Annotated in this window: 14 protein-coding genes and 1 riboswitch; of the genes, 2 read left to right on the top strand and 12 right to left on the bottom strand. The window is 63.9% G+C overall.

All coding sequences use genetic code 11. From position 1 onward, the window contains the following. Nucleotides 1-99: 99 nt before the first annotated feature. A complete protein-coding gene (locus AQY21_RS21795; protein ID WP_058099689.1) occupies nucleotides 100-1,701 on the top strand; it encodes a glucan biosynthesis protein in 1,602 nt (533 codons plus the stop codon). 496 nt (nucleotides 1,702-2,197) lie between these two features. Here the strand turns inward: AQY21_RS21795 and AQY21_RS21790 are convergent, their stop codons facing one another. After that, nucleotides 2,198-2,992, bottom strand: coding sequence for a DUF72 domain-containing protein (locus AQY21_RS21790; protein WP_058099706.1), 795 nt, complete (start codon nucleotides 2,990-2,992; stop codon nucleotides 2,198-2,200). Between the two features lie 136 nt (nucleotides 2,993-3,128). Beyond that, entirely contained in the window at nucleotides 3,129-3,407 is a 279-nt protein-coding gene (locus AQY21_RS21785; RefSeq protein ID WP_058099688.1) for a CrcB family protein, read from the bottom strand. A 27-nt stretch (nucleotides 3,408-3,434) separates the two neighbouring features. Next, nucleotides 3,435-3,496, bottom strand: a riboswitch (Fluoride riboswitch). Between the two features lie 127 nt (nucleotides 3,497-3,623). On the opposite strand from AQY21_RS21785, the gene AQY21_RS21780 reads away from it, so the two are divergent. After that, on the top strand, nucleotides 3,624-4,574 hold the full coding sequence (locus AQY21_RS21780) for an IS481 family transposase (protein ID WP_058099687.1): 951 nt from the start codon (nucleotides 3,624-3,626) through the stop codon (nucleotides 4,572-4,574). A gap of 321 nt (nucleotides 4,575-4,895) precedes the next feature. Here AQY21_RS21780 and AQY21_RS21775 read toward each other — a convergent pair whose 3' ends face one another. From AQY21_RS21775 to AQY21_RS21730, 10 genes are all read right to left on the bottom strand, one after another. Next, complete coding sequence (locus tag AQY21_RS21775; RefSeq protein ID WP_058099686.1) at nucleotides 4,896-6,080, bottom strand: DcaP family trimeric outer membrane transporter; 1,185 nt, start codon at nucleotides 6,078-6,080, stop codon at nucleotides 4,896-4,898. Nucleotides 6,081-6,235: 155 nt separating this feature from the next. After that, nucleotides 6,236-8,029: an iron ABC transporter permease gene (locus AQY21_RS21770; protein WP_058099685.1), complete on the bottom strand. Its 1,794-nt coding sequence runs from the start codon at nucleotides 8,027-8,029 to the stop codon at nucleotides 6,236-6,238. Nucleotides 8,030-8,054: 25 nt separating this feature from the next. Continuing rightward, nucleotides 8,055-9,152, bottom strand: coding sequence for an ABC transporter ATP-binding protein (locus AQY21_RS21765; RefSeq protein WP_058099684.1), 1,098 nt, complete (start codon nucleotides 9,150-9,152; stop codon nucleotides 8,055-8,057). Between the two features lie 89 nt (nucleotides 9,153-9,241). Further along, nucleotides 9,242-10,321 carry an ABC transporter substrate-binding protein gene (locus tag AQY21_RS21760; protein ID WP_161906092.1) on the bottom strand — a complete coding sequence of 360 codons (1,080 nt, stop codon included), beginning with the start codon at nucleotides 10,319-10,321 and terminating at the stop codon, nucleotides 9,242-9,244. 167 nt (nucleotides 10,322-10,488) lie between these two features. Further along, nucleotides 10,489-12,153 carry an AMP-binding protein gene (locus AQY21_RS21755; protein ID WP_238986867.1) on the bottom strand — a complete coding sequence of 555 codons (1,665 nt, stop codon included), beginning with the start codon at nucleotides 12,151-12,153 and terminating at the stop codon, nucleotides 10,489-10,491. Nucleotides 12,154-12,213: 60 nt separating this feature from the next. Then, nucleotides 12,214-13,068, bottom strand: coding sequence for an MBL fold metallo-hydrolase (locus AQY21_RS28120; protein WP_082658224.1), 855 nt, complete (start codon nucleotides 13,066-13,068; stop codon nucleotides 12,214-12,216). 76 nt (nucleotides 13,069-13,144) lie between these two features. After that, nucleotides 13,145-13,885 carry a FadR/GntR family transcriptional regulator gene (locus AQY21_RS21745; protein WP_058099680.1) on the bottom strand — a complete coding sequence of 247 codons (741 nt, stop codon included), beginning with the start codon at nucleotides 13,883-13,885 and terminating at the stop codon, nucleotides 13,145-13,147. 89 nt (nucleotides 13,886-13,974) lie between these two features. Beyond that, nucleotides 13,975-15,087, bottom strand: a complete 1,113-nt coding sequence (locus AQY21_RS21740) for a PrpF domain-containing protein (protein ID WP_058099679.1) — start codon at nucleotides 15,085-15,087, stop codon at nucleotides 13,975-13,977. A 4-nt stretch (nucleotides 15,088-15,091) separates the two neighbouring features. Continuing rightward, on the bottom strand, nucleotides 15,092-16,234 hold the full coding sequence (locus tag AQY21_RS21735) for an acyl-CoA dehydrogenase family protein (protein WP_058099678.1): 1,143 nt from the start codon (nucleotides 16,232-16,234) through the stop codon (nucleotides 15,092-15,094). A 16-nt stretch (nucleotides 16,235-16,250) separates the two neighbouring features. After that, nucleotides 16,251-17,045, bottom strand: coding sequence for an SDR family NAD(P)-dependent oxidoreductase (locus AQY21_RS21730; RefSeq protein WP_058099677.1), 795 nt, complete (start codon nucleotides 17,043-17,045; stop codon nucleotides 16,251-16,253). Nucleotides 17,046-17,055 lie beyond the last annotated feature (10 nt).

The following is a 17,055-nucleotide window of genomic DNA, read 5'->3' as shown; positions in this document are numbered from 1 at the left end:
CGTCGGCAAGACTCGGCCCATTCCGGCCCGACGGCTTGCAATGCGGCCGCGGCTGCGTCTCGATGGCAGGCGGCTGAATCACCTAATCCTTGGAGCATCATGTATTCGCAAGACCTCTTTCGTCGCACCGTGTTGCAGGCTGCGCTGGGGGGCGGCGCCTTCTTCCTGCTGCCCGGGATCGCACGCGCGGCGGACAGCATCACCGGCGATGCCGAGCCGGAGGCGTTCTCCTTCGAGATCCTGACCGAGCGGGCACGTGCGCTGGCGCAGGCCGCCTATCGGCCGCCGGAGATCGAGGAGGCCGAGACCCTCGAACAGGTGGATTACGACCGCCACAACGAAATCCGCTTTCGCCAGGACCGGACGCTCTGGGGCGACGAGCCGGCCTCGTCGCGGGTGCGGTTCTTCTTCCCCGGCCGATACTTCAAGCAGCCGGTCCACATCCATGCGCTCAAGGACGGCATGGCGACCGAGATTCCCTTTTCGCTGGATCTGTTCGACATTCCCGCCGACAACCCGGCGCGGCGGCTGGCCCGGACCGACGGTTTCGCCGGATTCAGCGTCATGGATGCGGAAACCGGGCTCGACTGGATGGCGTTCCTGGGCGCCTCCTACTGGCGGACTTCGGGCTATAGCGGCCAGTTCGGCCTCTCGGCCCGCGGCCTGGCTATCGACACCGCCATCCCCGAGGGACCCGAGGAGTTCCCGCTTTTCACCCATTTCTGGCTGGAACCGGAAACCGACAGCGGCATGACCACCTATGCGCTGCTGGACAGCCCGCGCGCGACCGGCGCCTATCGCATCCATTCGCGCCGCGGCAAGGGGGTCGAACAGGACGTCACCGCCCGTATCTTCATGCGCGAGCGGGTGGAGCGGCTGGGCATCGCGCCGCTGACCTCGATGTATTGGTTCGGCAAGAACACGCCGCATATCGCGCCGGACTGGCGGCCCGAGGTCCACGATTCGGACGGGCTCGAGATCCTGACCCAGGCGGGCGAACGGATCTGGCGGCCGCTGAACAACCCGCCGCATACCATGGTCAACACCTTCAGCGCGCCCTCGGTCAAGGGCTTCGGCCTGATGCAGCGCGAAAGGAATTTCGAGCAATATCAGGACGACGGCGTCTTCTATGAAAAGCGCGCCAGCGCCTGGGTCGCGCCCAAGGGCGACTGGGGCGACGGCACGGTCACGCTGGCCGAGCTCAGCACCGATGACGAGATCCACGACAATATCGTGGCCTTCTGGCAGCCCGCTGCAGCGGCGAGGCCGGGCGCGGAATACCGGCTGGACTACCGGCTGTCCTGGCTCGAGGACAGCCCGCTGACCGGCAGCACCGGGCAGTTCGTCGCGGTCCGCATCGGCGCCGGCGGCGTGCCCGGCCAGCCGCGCCCGCAGGAGACGGTGAAGATTGTCTGCGACTTCACCCCGGTTTCGATGGGTTCCGGCGACAAGCCGCACCTGAACATCACCGCCTCGCGCGGGGTGGTGTCCAACGACGCGGTCTATCCCGTGGTCGGCCGCCCGACTTGGCGCGCGATGTTCGACCTCAGCTTCGGCGGCCCGGAGGAGCTGGTGCCCCGCGACGACAGCCCCATCGACCTGCGCGTCTTCGTCGCGAAGGCCGAGGATGCGGTCACCGAGACCCTGCTGCTGCAATTGTTCCCCACGCAGCTGCGGGCCTTGCTGGCCAGCCGGCCGTGACCTGACGGGCGGTCCTGGATGCCCGCTGCGGCGACGACCGCCGCCCCTGGGGCGGAGCATGGACGCGCCATCATCATCGTCGAGGCGATCAGGCCGCCCTTGAGAACCCTGGTTGCGCGGCGGAGCCTTCATCTGGATGCCAACGGATCGCGGCGGTCCCGGTCGGTGATCCACAATTGCAAACCATTGTTTTTCTGCGACTTCCCTCGGCGCGGAGAGCGCCGAGCCGGCTTGGCCTGATGGATAACGGGCAGCAGGCCACGACCCCGGCGCAGACCAGGGACGGAAAGGAACATGGCATCGCCGCTCTGTGCCGCGATTACCCGCGCTAGCGCCCCGGCTCCTGGCTGATTATCGGCCGAACAGACGTAGCGATAGAAAGTCTCGTAGCAGCTCGATGGCGATGGCCTGCAAACCGCATGCGTATCGCCGGCCCTGCGTATCGACAGGAGTGGCGATGGTTTCGCGCAAGGAGGCACCCCGCCTTCAGGCGCCGTCAGCCCAGCCGTTCGATCAGCGCCATGGCCGCATGCGGATTCCTGACCTTGTGGCCGCCGATGACGTAGAGATAGACGTCGCGCGGGCCGGACCGGGCGGCGTTTCCGACATAGTCCAGCCCTTCGGGCGCACCGCCCGCAGCCCAGATCCGAGTCCGTTGAGCCCAGAGGTCCAGCGTCTCGGGGCTGTAGCCCGAGGGTTCGTCCTCGACCGTGCCCATGATGCGCGCATAGACGAAATCGGCGGTCGGATCGGCGATCTGGGGAAAGTCTCCGCCCGCCGACAGCACCGCCGCCACGTGATGGGCGCGGATCAGCTCGATGAATTCGGGCACGCGGAAGCTGTCGTGGCGGACCTCGACCACATGGCGAAGGGCGCGCCCTTCATGCGACGGTGGCAAAAGCTTCAGGAAAGCCTCGAAATCGACCGGGTCGAATTTCTTCGTCGCCATGAACTGCCAGTTGATTGGACCAAGCTTGTCGCCAAGCAGGATCACACCGCTGTTCAGGAACCGCTCTATGGTCTCGCCCGCATCGGCCAGCACCTTGCGGTTGGTAGCGTAACGCGGCGCCTTCAGCGAGAAGACGAAATCCTCGGGCGTCTCGTTGTGCCACTTCTGGAAGCTCTCGGGCTTCTGGCTGCCGTAATAGGTGCCGTTCACCTCGATCGAGGTGAGCTGGCGGGCGGCATATTCCAGTTCCCGCTTCTGGGCGAGCTTTCCGGGATAGAAGCTGTTCCGCCACGGCTCATAGGTCCAGCCGCCGATACCGATGCGGATTTTTCCGGTCGTCATGAAGATGTGCCTCGCTTTTGCCTGACCCATGAATGACGGAGCGCGGCAGGATGGTCACCCCGCTCCTTGCGCTGCACCCCGCGTCAGGAGGGTGGCCTCGCCCCTTTCCATGCCAGCGCTGCGAACCGCCTTGCCCTCAGGATGCCATGTCCTTCTCTGATCGCCATACCGAAAAGGTCGAGAAGGTGGTGACCCCGCCGATGACGCCGGTGGTCAGGAATAGGCGCAAAGGCTGGGGAAGCCCACCCCGGATCGCCCAGTATTCGGCGCCCCCCATGAGGAAGGACCCGGCGATATTGATGGTCAGCGTCCCGATAGGAAAGTTCGAGCCGAGCCATCTGAGCGCCAGCACGCCGACACCGTGGCGCGCCATGCCGCCGATGCCCGATCCGACGAAAACCAGAAGAAATCCCACGCACGCCTTCTTCTGCGCTCAAGGAGCGCGAAAGCAGGCGTCATCAGCAACAGCGCGGTTTTACGGGAGACACCATTCCCTTTGGTGATCAGATAAGGGTTGGGCCGACTTTCGACCTTCGCGCAACCAGGCTGCCTGGCCGGTCGATCTGGTTCTTAGGTGTTTGATCCCACAATTTGATGGTGCGATCCTTTCTACAGAATGGAAGGAGGCCCTATGGGACAAGTTCGTCACGGGAGCGCCACGACCACGCACGCCGTCCGAGCAGCAATACAGCGATCGCAAGCTTCGCTCGCGGTGTTGAGCCGCGAGTTTGGCATCAATCCGAAGACAGTGGCCAAGTGGCGCAAGCGGGCGACAGTCGAGGATCTGAAGACCGGACCGAAGGAGCCCCGCTCGACCGTTCTGAGCGAGGTGGAGGAGGCGATGGTGGTCGCGTTCCGGCGGCACACCCTGTTGCCTCTGGACGATTGCCTCTACGCCCTGCAGCCGACGATCCCGCACCTGACCCGCTCGGCGCTGCACCGCTGCCTTCAGCGGCATGGTATTTCCCGCCTGCCCGATGTCGAGGGCGACAAGCCGAAGCGGCAGCGCTTCAAACGCTATCCCATCGGGTTCTTTCACATCGACATCGCTGAGGTCCAAACCGCTGAGGGCAAGCTCTACCTCTTTGTGGCCATCGACCGGACCAGCAAGTTCGCCTTCACCCGCCTGGTCGAAAAGGCCGGCAAGATGGCAGCCGCCCAGTTCCTGCGTGATCTGGTCGTGGCCGTTCCCTACCGACTGCATACGGTGCTTACCGACAACGGCGTCCAGTTCACCAATCACGCTCACCACACATACGCCTTCCACCACATCTTTGATCGCGTCTGCGACGAGAACGGCATCGAGCACAGGCTCACCAAGATCAACCATCCCTGGACCAATGGTCAGGTCGAACGGATGAACCGAACAATCAAGGAGGCAACGGTAAAACGCTTCCATTACGACAGCCACGGTCAGTTGCGCCGACACCTGAGCGACTTCCTCGCGGCCTACAACTTCGCCCGCAGGCTCAAGACCCTCAATGGCCTCACGCCCTACGAATACATCTGCAAGGTCTGGACTTCAGAGCCCGACAGATTCATCGTCAATCCGATCCACCAGATGCCGGGACTGAACACCTAGGATCGACCCCGACATTTACGCCTGGCGCCACCTCATCGAGAACTTCGTCTGCAAGCTGAAGGAGTTCAAGCACCGCTATGCGTGCCTGCAAAACCGATCAAAGCTTCGAAGCAATGGTCTACCTCGCTGCAGCCGTTATCAACTCACGATGAAGCCCCACACGCCCTAGAGTACGGGATGCTTGCGGAGGCGCGCATTGGACATTGTTTCGCAATGTCGAGGGCGTTCGATCTTTCTCCGTCAGCAAAAACAGGTTGCTTGTAGAACATCACCAAAGCCGAATTCGCCCAGGGCCGCCCTATCGGACGGCCCTGCTTCGCTTCAGAAGGTAAACTTCACCACGCCCTGCAGGCGGGTGTTGTCGAAGCTCGCGCCGTCGAACTGTTCGCGCTCCAGATAGCTTACCTCGGCCGCCAGCATCAGCTGCTTGGTGGCGAAGTAGCGATAGGTCAGATAGGCCGAGCTGATCTGTTTCGTCCCGCTGTCCGCCGCTCCGGCATAATCGTCGAAGCGCTGCATCCCGTAGGCCACGGAAAGGTCGCTCTTCTCGCCCAGCTTCTGGGTGATGCCGGCCTTGAGCCCCTGGACCTCGATCGCATCGCCATTGGCGTCGATGTCATAGGCGTATTTCCCGCCGGTGGCGATGTCGATCGTCGCCGCCCCGGCATTGTTCATCGCGGTCGCGATCCCCTTGCCGCCGACATATTGCAGCTGCAGCTTGCCGCCCTGCCAGGCCTCGACATCCGCGCCGAGCGCATAGCCGAGACCCCGCACGGTCTCACCGGCATTGGCTTCAAGATTGCGTGCGATCACGCCCAGGCCGGCCTTCACCCGTGGCGAGGCATAGCCGCCGAAAGCGGACAGCGCCAGGTTCGACTGTGCGCCGGGGGCGTAATCCTCTTCGATGGCCAGAGACAGGCGCCATTGCTCATTCGGCCGGAAGGTATAGCGCAGCTGCGGCACCCGGTAGTTGGTCCCACCCGCCGCGCCGTTGAAGTCCTGTACCGCACCGGGCGTGCCCTCGAAGGGCATCCAGTTCGTCCAGGTCTGGCCGGCCAGCAACGGCCCGACCTCGCCATAGGCGTGACGCAGGCGGAAATTGCCGCTGCCGCTGGCCGCGCCGTAGAAATCGCCCTCGAGGTTGAACTTCACCTCGCCGATCTCGGTGTCGATGCTGCCCTTGACGCCCAGCCGGCTTTCAAAGGCCGTCGCCCCGCTGCCGCCGTCCTGCACCGAACTTTCCCCGACGCTGGCCATGCCGCCGGTCGTATAGCCGAGGTCATAGTTGTTGTCGCCGACCAGATCGAGCTTGGTGAAGCCGTAGAAGGACAGCTTCACCCCCGGCCCTGCGATCGCCGCCGGCAGGGCAGCCTTTTCGGCCTCGAGCGCGGCGATCCGCGCCTCTAGCGCGGCCAGATCCTGTGCCGATGCGCCTGCCGCGCCGCAGCCCAGAAGCGCCGCGGCCAGCAGGCCGGTCTTGCGTCCCTTCGTCCATTCGGTTGTCATCTTGATCCTCCCTCTCGGTGTGATGCCAGTTCGCTTGCGCATGCGACCCCCCTGGCCCGGAGCCGCAAAGGACCACCGGGATGCCCGCACCCCGTGTTCGTCATGTCGTTGAGATCTGTGCGGGATGCCGGCGCCCGCCGGGCATCCCGGTGCTCTTATTCCGAGGCCATCACCCGCTCGAGGCGAACCTTGAAGGCCGCGCGCGTCAGCAGGACGAGGCCGATCATCAGGACCGTCTGCACCACCCCGACCGCCGAGGCGAACTGATATTCGCCGCCGTCCATGTAGTGCCAGGTCAGCACCGAAAGCGTCTGGCTGTTGCGCCCATAGAGCAGCGCCGAGGCCGATAGCTCCTTGATGGATTGCAGCATGACGAAGAACAGCAGGGCGATCATCGTCGGCTTGACCATCGGCATCAGGATGGCGCGGACCGCGCGCAAGGGCGAGGCACCGGACATGCGGGCGCTCTGCTCAAGCTCGGGGTGAACTTGCATGATCCCGGAGCGACTGACCAGCACGCCATAAGGCAGGAACTTCGCGATCATCGCCAGAAGAAGGATCCAGATCGAGCCGTAAAGCGGCGTGCGCAGATAGAGCCAGAGCAGCCCGATCCCGTAGACCATTCCCGGCACCGCCGCCGGCAGCACCGCCAGCGTCGCCAGAAGCCGTGCCCCCCGGCCCGAGCGGCGGACCTCGAGAAAGCTGATGAGAAAGCCGATCACCACGCAGGCCGCACCGCTGAGCACCGCAAGGATGAAGGTATTGAGGGTGGCCGAGCGCACATCGGGCAGGTTCCAGATCGTCCGGTAGTGATCCAAGGTCAGCAGATCCAGGCTGATCGTCGCCGAGCTGAAGCGCATGAATGAGGACAGCATGATCGAGACGAGCGGCAGGATGTCGGCCGAAAGCACATAGAGCGCCAGGACCGCGAATGCCGGCCATTTCAAGCCGCCAAGCGGCAGAAGCTGGCCCTTGAACCCCTTGCCGCCCATGGTGACATAGCGCTCGCTGCGCCGGGTGATGCGCCGTTGCAGCAAAAGCCCGATCAGCGCGATCCACAGGATCATGGTGCCGGCCGCAGCGGCATGGGCACGGTGAACGGGGAAGGCGGTAGAATCCTCGTAGATCTTCCAGGGCAGGGTCGTGAAGCCCGCGTTGGTGCCGATGATGCCGGGAATGGTGTAAAGCTCGGCCGCGAGGATGAAGACCAGCAGCCCCGCCGAGAAAATCGCCGGCGTCGACATGGGTATGGTGATCCGCGTCAGCGTGTAGACCGGACCGGCGCCGCTGGCGCGTGCGGCTTCCTCAAGCGAGGCGTCCATGTTGCGCATGGCCCCGATGGTGAACAGATAGACGAAGGGGCAGAAGAACAGGAACATCACCCAGACGACGCCGCCAAAGCTCCAGATGTTCACCAGCGGCCCGGCATCGACGCCGAAGACCTGCCAGAACCGGACCCAGGCGACATTGATGAAGCCGGTCCGCTCCGAGCCGAGCGCGATCCAGGCGATCAGGCCCGTGAACGGCGACACGAACAGCGGCATGATGACGAGAAGCTCCATCAACCCCTTACGCGGCAGGTCGGTCCGCGCCACCAGCAGCGCCATGAAGACGCCGACCACCAGTGAAAGACCCGTCACGACAGCCGAGAGCGCCAGCGCGTTCAATAGGTAGCCCAGATACTCGCGCGAGAAATAGACGTTGATAACCGCATCCAGGCTGCGCTTGTCGCTCAGGCCGACCTTGGTTTCCTCGTAGAATGAGGCATCCACCGCGAAGACCAGCGGCGCGATCGAGACGGCCAGGACGACAACCATCAGGATGATCCACAGGATGCGTTCGGGGCCGAACCAGCGCTGCATCCTGGCGGCGCGGCGCTGTTCCTTCATCTGCGCCAGGCGAAAATCACCCGCCGGGTTTTCGCTGGTTCGGATAGCGAAGATTGCCATCGTTGCTGTTCCTTTCCTGAACGGATCAGGCGGCTCGGACGGTCGAGGCCGTCGCGGAAACTGGGAAGACGAGGACATGTGCCGGGTCGATGCGGACCCAGATGTCCTGCCCGCTTTCCCAACGGTTCGGCGGGCTGAGCTGTCCGCGCATCTGCTGGCCCAGCACGCTGAAATAGAGATCGGCGATATTGCCCAGGAAATAGCTGGTCTCGACCTTGCCGCGGAACACATGCTCACCGCCCGGATTGTTCGTCGAAAGCTCGACCAGTTCCGGACGGACGATCAACTCGACCTCGGTTCCGACCGGCACGGTGGTCGGACCCGCGGCAATTTCTTCGCCGTTCGCCAGGCGGGCGCGGCTGTGGCTGCCGCTGGCAACCAGTCGCCCGCGCAGCCGGTTGGCAAGGCCGACGAACTCGGCACCGAAAAGCGTCGAGGGCCGGTAATAGATATCGTGGGGCGAGCCGATCTGCTCGATCCGGCCTTCGTTCATCAGCACGATGCGGTCTGCAACCACCATCGCCTCTTGCTGGTCATGGGTCACGTAAAGCGAAGTGATGCCCAGCCCCTGCAACAACTGCCGCAGCTCGAACCGCATCCGCTCGCGCAGCTTGGCGTCCAGATTGCTGAGCGGTTCGTCGAACAGCAGCACCTTCGGTTCGAGCACGATGGCGCGCGCCAGCGCGACGCGCTGCTGCTGCCCGCCGGATAGCTGGCTCGCCCCGCGCCCGGCCAGATGCTCCAGCCCCACGCGGCGCAGCGCGGTGGTCACGCGCCGGGCGATGTCCTGCGCGGGAAGCTTCTTCAGGCGCAGGCCGAAGGCCACGTTCTCGGCCACGGTCATATGCGGCCAGATCGCATAGGATTGAAACACCATGCCGATGTCGCGCTTCTCGGGCGGGATCGACAGTTCGGCGGTCGAGACGGTCTTCATCCCCAGGTCGATACGGCCCTGCGAGACACCTTCAAGACCGGCGACGCAGCGCAGGGTGGTGGTCTTGCCGCAGCCACTCGGGCCCAGCAGCACGACGAATTCGCCGTCCTCGATCTCGAGGTCGATGCCCTTCACCGCGTGAAAGGCGCCGTAATACTTGTGAACCGACTGCAAGCTGATGCCAGACATGAGCGCATCCCGTTTGATTGGTCAGGTTGAAGGGAACGGCCCATCCCGACGGCGCGAGGCGCGTTGGCGGGATGGATCGCGTGGCCTATTTATTGCTGGATCGCCTTGACCCAGCGGGCCATGTCGGTCTCGTAGCGCTCGGGCCAATGCTCGAAATCGACCTCGTAAAGTTCGGCCGGCGGCTGATACCAGTCCTCGCTGACGAAGCTGCGGCTATCCTCGACGCCTTGCAGGGTGGGCTTGCTGTAATAGTCGCGCTGAAGCGACAGGGCGCCGTCCTCGCTGCCCATCCAGTTCAGGAAAAGCCGGGCCGCGGCCGGATGCGGCGCCGTGGCCGAAATCGCCATCCAGGTGCTGGGGAAGGCCGGGGTCGGTTGCGGATAGACCCAGCGTACCGGCGCCCCCTGCGCGCGCCGGGTTGCGGCGATGGACTCGAAGCTCCAATAGGCGAAATCCTTCTCGCCCGCGACGACGCGGTCGACCATGGCGATGAAATCGCCATAGACCGCCGGTTTCTGCGCACCGACCTGTTCCAGGAAATCCTCGGGATAGGTATTGGCCTGGGCCGGATCGAGAAACAGGCTGATCGGCGCGTAGCAGGCCCCGCATTTGGCCGAAGTCACCGCGAAGCGCGAGGCGAAGCGCGGATCCAGGACATTGCGCCAGTCTGCCCGCAGCAGTTCCGCTTCTTCCTCGGTCACCAGGTTTTCGTTGTAGATGATGACCGAATCCACGCGGTTGAACGCATAGGCCGACTGGCCCATCAGATAGCGGGGATCGAAGCGGTCATGGGTCGGGATCTTCCATTCGGCGACCATCCCGTCATCCACCAGCGCCACCATGCTGGGATGGTCGCTGAGCCAGAGAATATCCGCGATGTCGTGACCTGCAGCAACCTCTTCCATGAAGCGCTGGTATTGCGAGGCGCCGGGCAGGCGCATGACCTCGACCTGGATGCCGGGGTATTTCTTCTGAAAGGCCGTGGCCATGGCCTTGGTGGTGTCGAGCGCCCCGCCCGAATACCACACCAGACTGCCTTCGGACTTCGCCATGTCGTAGAGCGCCGCCTCGTCGGCGGGGTCCGGCATCTCCTGCGCATGCAAGGTGGTTGCGACCGCCAGCAATGCCGTGAATGCCATTGAAGCCAGAGTACGGATTCCCGTTCTCATGCCTGTTTCCTCCCTATCAGGCATATCATTGGTTCAACCATATAACCTATGCCTGTTAAGTCAAGTTTCTTGTGGCAAGGAAGACGGAAACCCGGCTGCGTCCGAACAGAAGAGGAGCGGCCGGCGCTGTCGGCCCTTGCCGGCGCTGATACCGCCAAAACCCTCGATCAGCGTTCCAGGACGATGCCGGCCTTTTCGCGGTCCCAGCAATCGGCGGTGACCCCTTCGGCTTTCAGCCGGTGCTTTTCGACCCGCATGCTGGGGGTCTTGGGCAAGGCGTGGCGCAGGGCGACATAGCGCGGGATCGCGAAATAGGCGAGGCGCGTGCGGCACCAGTCGATCAGTTCCGCCGGGTCGAGGGCCTGCCCCCCGCGCAGGACCACCACCGCCTTCACCTCCTCCTCGCCCAGGTCGGAGGGCACGCCGACCACACAGGATTCCAGCACCGCCGGATGCTGGTCCAGAACCGCCTCGACCTCGAAGGACGAGATGTTCTCGCCCCGCCGCCGCAGCGCCTGGGATTTCCGGTCCACGAAGAAGAAATAACCGTCGGCATCCTTGTATCCCAAGTCGCCGGTATGCAGCCAATAGTTCCGCATCATGGCAAGCGTGGCGTCGGGCATGCCGTCATAGCCCATCGTGCCAAGGAAAGGGCGCTGCGGCCGCGCCACGATCTCGCCCACCACGCCCGGCGGGCATTCGTTGTCGCCGTCATCCGCGATCATCACGTCCCAGCCCGTGATCGGCTTGCCGCAGGAACCGGGCCGCCGTGCGTCGATCGGGTTCACCAGGCAGATCGTCGCTTCAGTCTGTCCATAGCCTTCAAGGATACGGGTGTTGAACCGCTTCTCGAAAGCGTCGAACAGATCAACCGGCGCCGCGGCGCCCGCGACAAGGCGCAGCGGGTTGTCCCAGTCATCCTCGCGATGGGGTCGCTTCATCAAGATGGGCATGATGCCGCCGATATACTTCGCGGCGCTGCATTCCCAGCGGCGGCAATCGTCAAGCATCCGACTTGCCGAAAAGCGTTCGGCAATCACTGCGCTTGCATCGGCCAGCATGGCCGGCCCCACCGTCGTGCCCCTGGCACTGACATGGAACAGCGGCAGGCCGCCATAAAGGATGTCGTCCTCGGTATAGCGCGCATAGCGCACGGCCTCGGCGCAGATCTCATACCAATAATTATGGCCGATCATCACGCCTTTCGATCGCCCGGTGGTCCCCGATGTATAGATAATGCTGGCAAGATCGCGATAGTCTGGGCGGAACGACGGGGTGGACTCGGACAGCGAAACAAGGTCGTGCAGGCAGACGGCGGAACCGCCAGGCAGCGACGGAGGCCGCCCTTGCCCCATCACGATTACATGCCGGAGCGATGGCAGATCCTCGATGACCGGTAGCAGCCGTTCAAGCAGCGCGTCCTCGACTACGACAGCGACGCAATTCGCTTGCGCGATCTGATAGGCAAGACCCTCACCCCGAAGCGATATGTTGATCGGCACGTCCACCCCACCGATGCGGTTCACCCCCCACCACGAGAACAGCGCCTCGGGGCAGTTCGGCAGCATCAGCGCCACTCGCTCACCCGGACGCAGGCCGAGCGAATGAAAGCCATTGGCGAAACGGCTGATGCCTAGGTGAAGCTCCTCATAGCTGAGCACCGTGTCGCCAAAGCGCAGCGCCGTCCGCTGCGGCTGGCGCCGGGCCTTGCCCTCTAGGACAAGCGGCAGCGCCCGATCCGGCTTGGCATGGTCCTGCATCTGCCAGCTTTGCCACTTCCGTTCGGCCCGCAGGAACTTATCGTCCCACCGACCCTTGGAAGGCCTCTGCATCAACTGAGTCTTCATTTCGTCCCCGCATCAACCGCTCCCTAATTGTATCAATGGTTGAACCTATAAACAACCAACTTTCTGCGTGACGCGACTGTCAACCCTGTGCCAGCGACCATCCTCTGTGCTAACCACGCGCCCATCCGCTCGCAGCTTTTCAAGATGGGAACGGACATTGTGCACCGCCGCCCTGAAAACTGGGGAAACCCGCCCTTCATAAAGCCGATGGACAAGCTCCTCCGGCGTGCACGTCGTGGGTTCCAACGCATTCAGGATACCCGCCTCGCGTTTCAACCGTCGGCCGATAAGCTGGTCGATAAACGCCGAAGGGGATGGCAAAGCCGGTCCGTGGCCTGACAAATGCCACCTGTCGCCACGATCCCGCAGCATTGCCAGATTGGCAATATAGGCGCGCATATCCCCCGAAGGGAAAGGCACCACGCTGCTTGACCATGACATTACATGATCGCCGGTGAACACGATCCCGCCGGGAAGGGCGAAACACAGATGGTCGATGGCGTGGCCCGGCGTGTGCAGACAGGTCAGCTCTCCGATCCTGTCGCCATGACGCAACTGCCCGGTGATCGCGGCAACGCGAGAAGTGAAGCTTTCATGCCCCAGGACGGGGGTGCCAAGCATGTCGGCAAGCACCGACGCTCCAGCGCAATGATCGGCATGCCCATGCGACAGCAGAATGGCCTTGGCGCGCCCATTGGTGGCCTTTGCCACGGCACGCAGATGCGGCGCATCTGCTGGACCTGGATCCAGCACCACCACCCCGTCCGGCACGTCGATCAAATAGGTATTGGTGCCGTGATAGGTCATCGGACCGGGATTCGGCGCCACAATACGGCGTATCCCGGCGATGACCGGCAACGGGATCTCACGCGGGGGAATGGGCTCGACAAGGAAAGCCATAGGCACCTCAGAATCTTCTAAGGTTCAACCATTGCCTCACCCTTGCGAAAAAGTCAAAGCCTCGCTTGCCACGTCTTCAGGCGGAGCCTTTGGCCTGTTCCGACAGATAGTGCTGCTGCAACAGACGCAGATTGCTTTCCATTTCATGTGCCGCCCGGTCTTCATCCCGGGCACGCAGATAGCCCAGCAGCCGTTCACGCGAAGGCATGACCGCGCTGTTCGGTGCGGCGGGCAGCACTTCCAGCATCTGACGCTGGATCTCGATCATCGCATCATAGATGACAATGAGAACCGGGTTCCGGGTGCATTTCGCAAGCAGCCGGTGAAACTCCAGGTTGATGCGGGTCCGCTCGGGAAAGTCGCCTCGGCTGACGGCTTGACGACTTGCTTCGACATTCGCCTCCAACTCGTCCAAGTCGTCTTCACTTGCGCGCTGGCAGGCCAGCCTCGTTACCGCGACCGCCACGATTTGGCGTGCCTCTGTCAGATGTCCTGGCTGGATCTTTCCCAGGATGAACAGATCGGCGAAGCTGGAAATGACGGCATCCCCCTGCCCCTCGCGCACGAAAGCGCCACCGGTCGCCCCCTTGCGCAATTCCAGCATCCCGGCGATCTCCAGCGCCCGCAAGCCCTCGCGCACGGTATTGCGGGACAGGCTGAACTGCTCGGCAAGCTCTCGCTCGGAAGGCAGGCGATCCCCCGGGCGCAAGGCGCCACGCGCAATCAGGCCCCTAATCTGATCGGTGACCTCCTCGAAGGCGCGTTTCGTATGAACCGGCGCATAGGTGGCTAACGGTTTGTCGCTCGCGTCAGACATGCAGCAATCCCTGTCTCATCTCATCCTACATATAAGTAGGTTTTTCAAAAGATGAACCATTAATGCGGGTAGCGCAAGGGCGGGCAGGCTCAATAGAAGACCCTGCCCTGCATCAGCACCCGCGCGGTTCGCAGCACGGTGGTTTCCGTGACCAGTGGCTCGGGGATGTCAAACTCGCCCTTGGCCGCAACCTCGAGCATGCCCGAGACATGCGCGATGCGGAAGCTTCCCGGCCCTGTGGCGGCTTGGGCCATCTCATGCGCCAAGGTTCCCGGTATGGCCGCCGCTGCGGCGAGGCCCATCGCCCCTGTCAGCGGCGACGCTTTATGCGGCTGATCCGACGAAAACATGCGGACGCGAAGATTGGCCTCCTCGGTCCGCGAGATCACGGCGACAAGCGGCAGGTTTCGCAGTTCCCTGCGCGCGACCTCGGCAGCTTCGACCAAGCCCATCATCGCCGCGGCAAGGCATCGCGCCTCGGAAAGCCTGGCAAGCAAGCCGGTATCCGAAGCAAGCCCAGCCGCGCTTTCATCCCCGGCCAACCCGAAATCCGGCGCTTCAAGGATCAGCAGCGGATTGCAGACGTCGATCATGGTCGCCCGAACCGAGCCATGCCCGGGGATCTGCAGCTCCTGCTGACGCAGGCCGGTCGGAAAGACCTGGCCCGTCGCGGCTCCGCCGGGATCGGGAAAGGACAGCTCGATCGGCGCCGCACTTCCCGCGACCCCATCTAGGGCCAGATTGCCTTTTGTCGCAAGCTGGCCGGCCTCGACCGGAAAACGCGCCCGGATCAGCTTGCGCGTGTTGGTGTTGTGGATCGTGACACTGGCCCGGTCGCCCTCGACCCTCACCAGACCCCGATGCAGCGCATAAGGCCCCACGGCGGCGGAGATGTTCCCGCAATTGCCACGATAGCCGACGACCGGCGCCGTCACATCGACCTGCGCGAAGGTATAATCGACATCGGCCTCAGGATGGGTTGGCGGACCGATTACCGCCACCTTGGAGAGCGAGGTGATGCCGCCCCCCATCCCGTCGAGCTGGCGCTGCCAGGGATCGGGGCTGCCCATTGCCGCGCAAAAGATCCGGTCCCAGGGCGCGGTATCGTCACCCTGCAGCAAGGGCAGGTCAGCGCGGTCGAAGAACAGCGCCCGGCTGGTTCCACCGCGCATATAGGTCGCGGACAGGGATCGCAACGCCATCGGATCAGGCCGCCAGCAGACGGCGGGCGATGATCATGCGATGGATCTCGTTGGTCCCCTCAATGATCTGGTTGACCTTCGCATCCCGCATCATGCGCTCCACCGGGAACTCGGTGGAATAACCATAGGCGCCCAGGACCTGGACCGCCTCGGTCGTGACCTCCATCGCCATGTCGGTGACGAAGCACTTGGTGATCGAGGACAGCATGTTGAGCCGGGAATGATCGCCCGAGTCGATCTCGGCCGCACAGTTGTAAAGCATGTTGCGCGCCACCTCGACCTTGATCGCCATGTCGGCCAGCTTGAACTGCAAGCCCTGGAAATGGGCGACCGGCTTTCCGAACTGATGGCGTTCCTTGCTGTAGGCCACGGCCGCGTCCAGCGCGCCCTGCGCGAGGCCCAGCGAGCCGGCCGCGATGGTCGGGCGGTTGAGGTCCAGCGTCTTCATGCAGGCGATGAAGCCCTGCCCCTCCTCGCCCAGCAGGCAGTCGGCGGGCACGCGCATGTCCTCGAACAGAAGCTCGTGGCTGGGCGAGCCGTGCCGGCCCATCTTGTGCTCCTTGCTGCCGACCCGGAAGCCCGGCGTGGTGGTATCGACGATGAAGGCGCTGATCCCCTTCGAGCCCGGCTCATCCGAGGTCCGGGCAAAGACCATGGCGTAATGGGCGTCCGCCCCCCAGGTGATCCAGCTTTTCTGGCCGTTGATCACCCAGCTGTCGCCGTCCCGCACCGCGCGGGTGCGCAGCGACGACACGTCCGATCCGGTCTGCGGCTCGGTGATGGCGATGGCCGAGATCAGCCGACCCTCCGCCGCCAGCGGCAGGTATTTCCGTTTTTGTTCCTCGGTGCCGTGGTTCAGGATCGGCAGGATGAAGGAGATCGAATTGTTCGCGCACAGCGTCGAGGCCGCCAGCGAGACCTTGGCGATCTCTTCCTTGGCGATGCAGACCAGCGTCAGGTTGCCGCCGGGGCCGCCATATTCCTCGGGCAGCCAAAGCTGAAGCAGGCCCATGTCGCCGAAGACCGGGACAAGCTCGGCGGGAAAGCGGTCGGTCGCCTCGAGATCGGCGACGATGGGCGCGACGTGCTTTTGCACCATCTTGCGGATGGCGTCGCGGAAGGCCTCGTGTTCTTCGTTGTAAAGCATGACGGATCCTTGCGGCCTAATAGCTGGGGAACGACAGGCCGCCGTTGATGCTGATGGTGGAGCCGGAAATCTGATCGCTTTCAGGCGAAGCGAGGAACAGGACGTATTCGGCCAGGTCCTCGGCCGAGTTCATGCGGAACTTCACCCGCTCCGCGACCTTGTTGAAGGCGCGCACGATGACCTCCTGCGAACCCGAGGCCTGCGCCTTGAGGAAGGTGTCATGCCCCGGCGTCCCGGTCGTCAGCGTGGTGGCGATGGCGTTGACGCGGATGCCGAGGCCCGCCAGTTCCTGCGCCAGGGACCGGGTCAGCGACATGACCACCGCCCCCGCCGCGCCGATCATCGATTCGGCCGGCGTCGGGATGCGCGCGGCGTCGGTGGTCAGCAGGATGACCTTGCCATAGCCCTGATCGCCCATGTAGCGAACCGCCGCATGCAGCGCGTGCAGCCGCGGCATCAGCCGGCTTTCGATGGTGGCGATGCCTTCCTCGGGGCTGGTGTCGACGAACAGCTTCGGACGCGGCTCTTTCGGGCCGCCGCTGGCGACGACGATATCGACCCGCTCGAAAGCCTCTTTCGCGGTGCGCACGGCCGTGTCGATGCCCTCGTAGCTCAGCAGATCGCTCTCCACGAACAGCCGCATGCCGCGATAGTCCTTCAACTCGGCAATGAGTTCCTGCGCCGCGCGGGCATCACGGCCCTGGATCACCACGCTGGCGCCAGATTGCGCCAGCTTGATGACCGCGGCGCGGCCGATCCCCTTGGTGCCGCCCAGTACGACGGCGCTGCGGCCTTCCAGGTCAGTCTGCATGATGCTGCCC

Source organism: Paracoccus sp. MKU1 (assembly GCF_001447385.1).
Lineage (GTDB): Bacteria > Pseudomonadota > Alphaproteobacteria > Rhodobacterales > Rhodobacteraceae > Paracoccus.
Note: the sequence above shows the minus strand (reverse complement) of the source record. Positions and strands in the feature narration are given on the sequence as shown.

What these genes read in the sequence shown, in the direction of transcription:
- AQY21_RS21730 (WP_058099677.1), bottom strand. Translation starts at nt 17,045, where the DNA reads ATGCAGACTGACCTGGAAGGCCGCAGCGCCGTCGTACTGGGCGGCACC.
- AQY21_RS21745 (WP_058099680.1), bottom strand. Translation starts at nt 13,885, where the DNA reads ATGTCTGACGCGAGCGACAAACCGTTAGCCACCTATGCGCCGGTTCAT.
- AQY21_RS21760 (WP_161906092.1), bottom strand. Translation starts at nt 10,321, where the DNA reads ATGAGAACGGGAATCCGTACTCTGGCTTCAATGGCATTCACGGCATTG.
- AQY21_RS21755 (WP_238986867.1), bottom strand. Translation starts at nt 12,153, where the DNA reads ATGCAGAGGCCTTCCAAGGGTCGGTGGGACGATAAGTTCCTGCGGGCC.
- AQY21_RS21780 (WP_058099687.1), top strand. Translation starts at nt 3,624, where the DNA reads ATGGGACAAGTTCGTCACGGGAGCGCCACGACCACGCACGCCGTCCGA.
- AQY21_RS21740 (WP_058099679.1), bottom strand. Translation starts at nt 15,087, where the DNA reads ATGGCGTTGCGATCCCTGTCCGCGACCTATATGCGCGGTGGAACCAGC.
- AQY21_RS28120 (WP_082658224.1), bottom strand. Translation starts at nt 13,068, where the DNA reads ATGGCTTTCCTTGTCGAGCCCATTCCCCCGCGTGAGATCCCGTTGCCG.
- AQY21_RS21790 (WP_058099706.1), bottom strand. Translation starts at nt 2,992, where the DNA reads ATGACGACCGGAAAAATCCGCATCGGTATCGGCGGCTGGACCTATGAG.
- AQY21_RS21775 (WP_058099686.1), bottom strand. Translation starts at nt 6,080, where the DNA reads ATGACAACCGAATGGACGAAGGGACGCAAGACCGGCCTGCTGGCCGCG.
- AQY21_RS21765 (WP_058099684.1), bottom strand. Translation starts at nt 9,152, where the DNA reads ATGTCTGGCATCAGCTTGCAGTCGGTTCACAAGTATTACGGCGCCTTT.
- AQY21_RS21795 (WP_058099689.1), top strand. Translation starts at nt 100, where the DNA reads ATGTATTCGCAAGACCTCTTTCGTCGCACCGTGTTGCAGGCTGCGCTG.
- AQY21_RS21735 (WP_058099678.1), bottom strand. Translation starts at nt 16,234, where the DNA reads ATGCTTTACAACGAAGAACACGAGGCCTTCCGCGACGCCATCCGCAAG.
- AQY21_RS21770 (WP_058099685.1), bottom strand. Translation starts at nt 8,029, where the DNA reads ATGGCAATCTTCGCTATCCGAACCAGCGAAAACCCGGCGGGTGATTTT.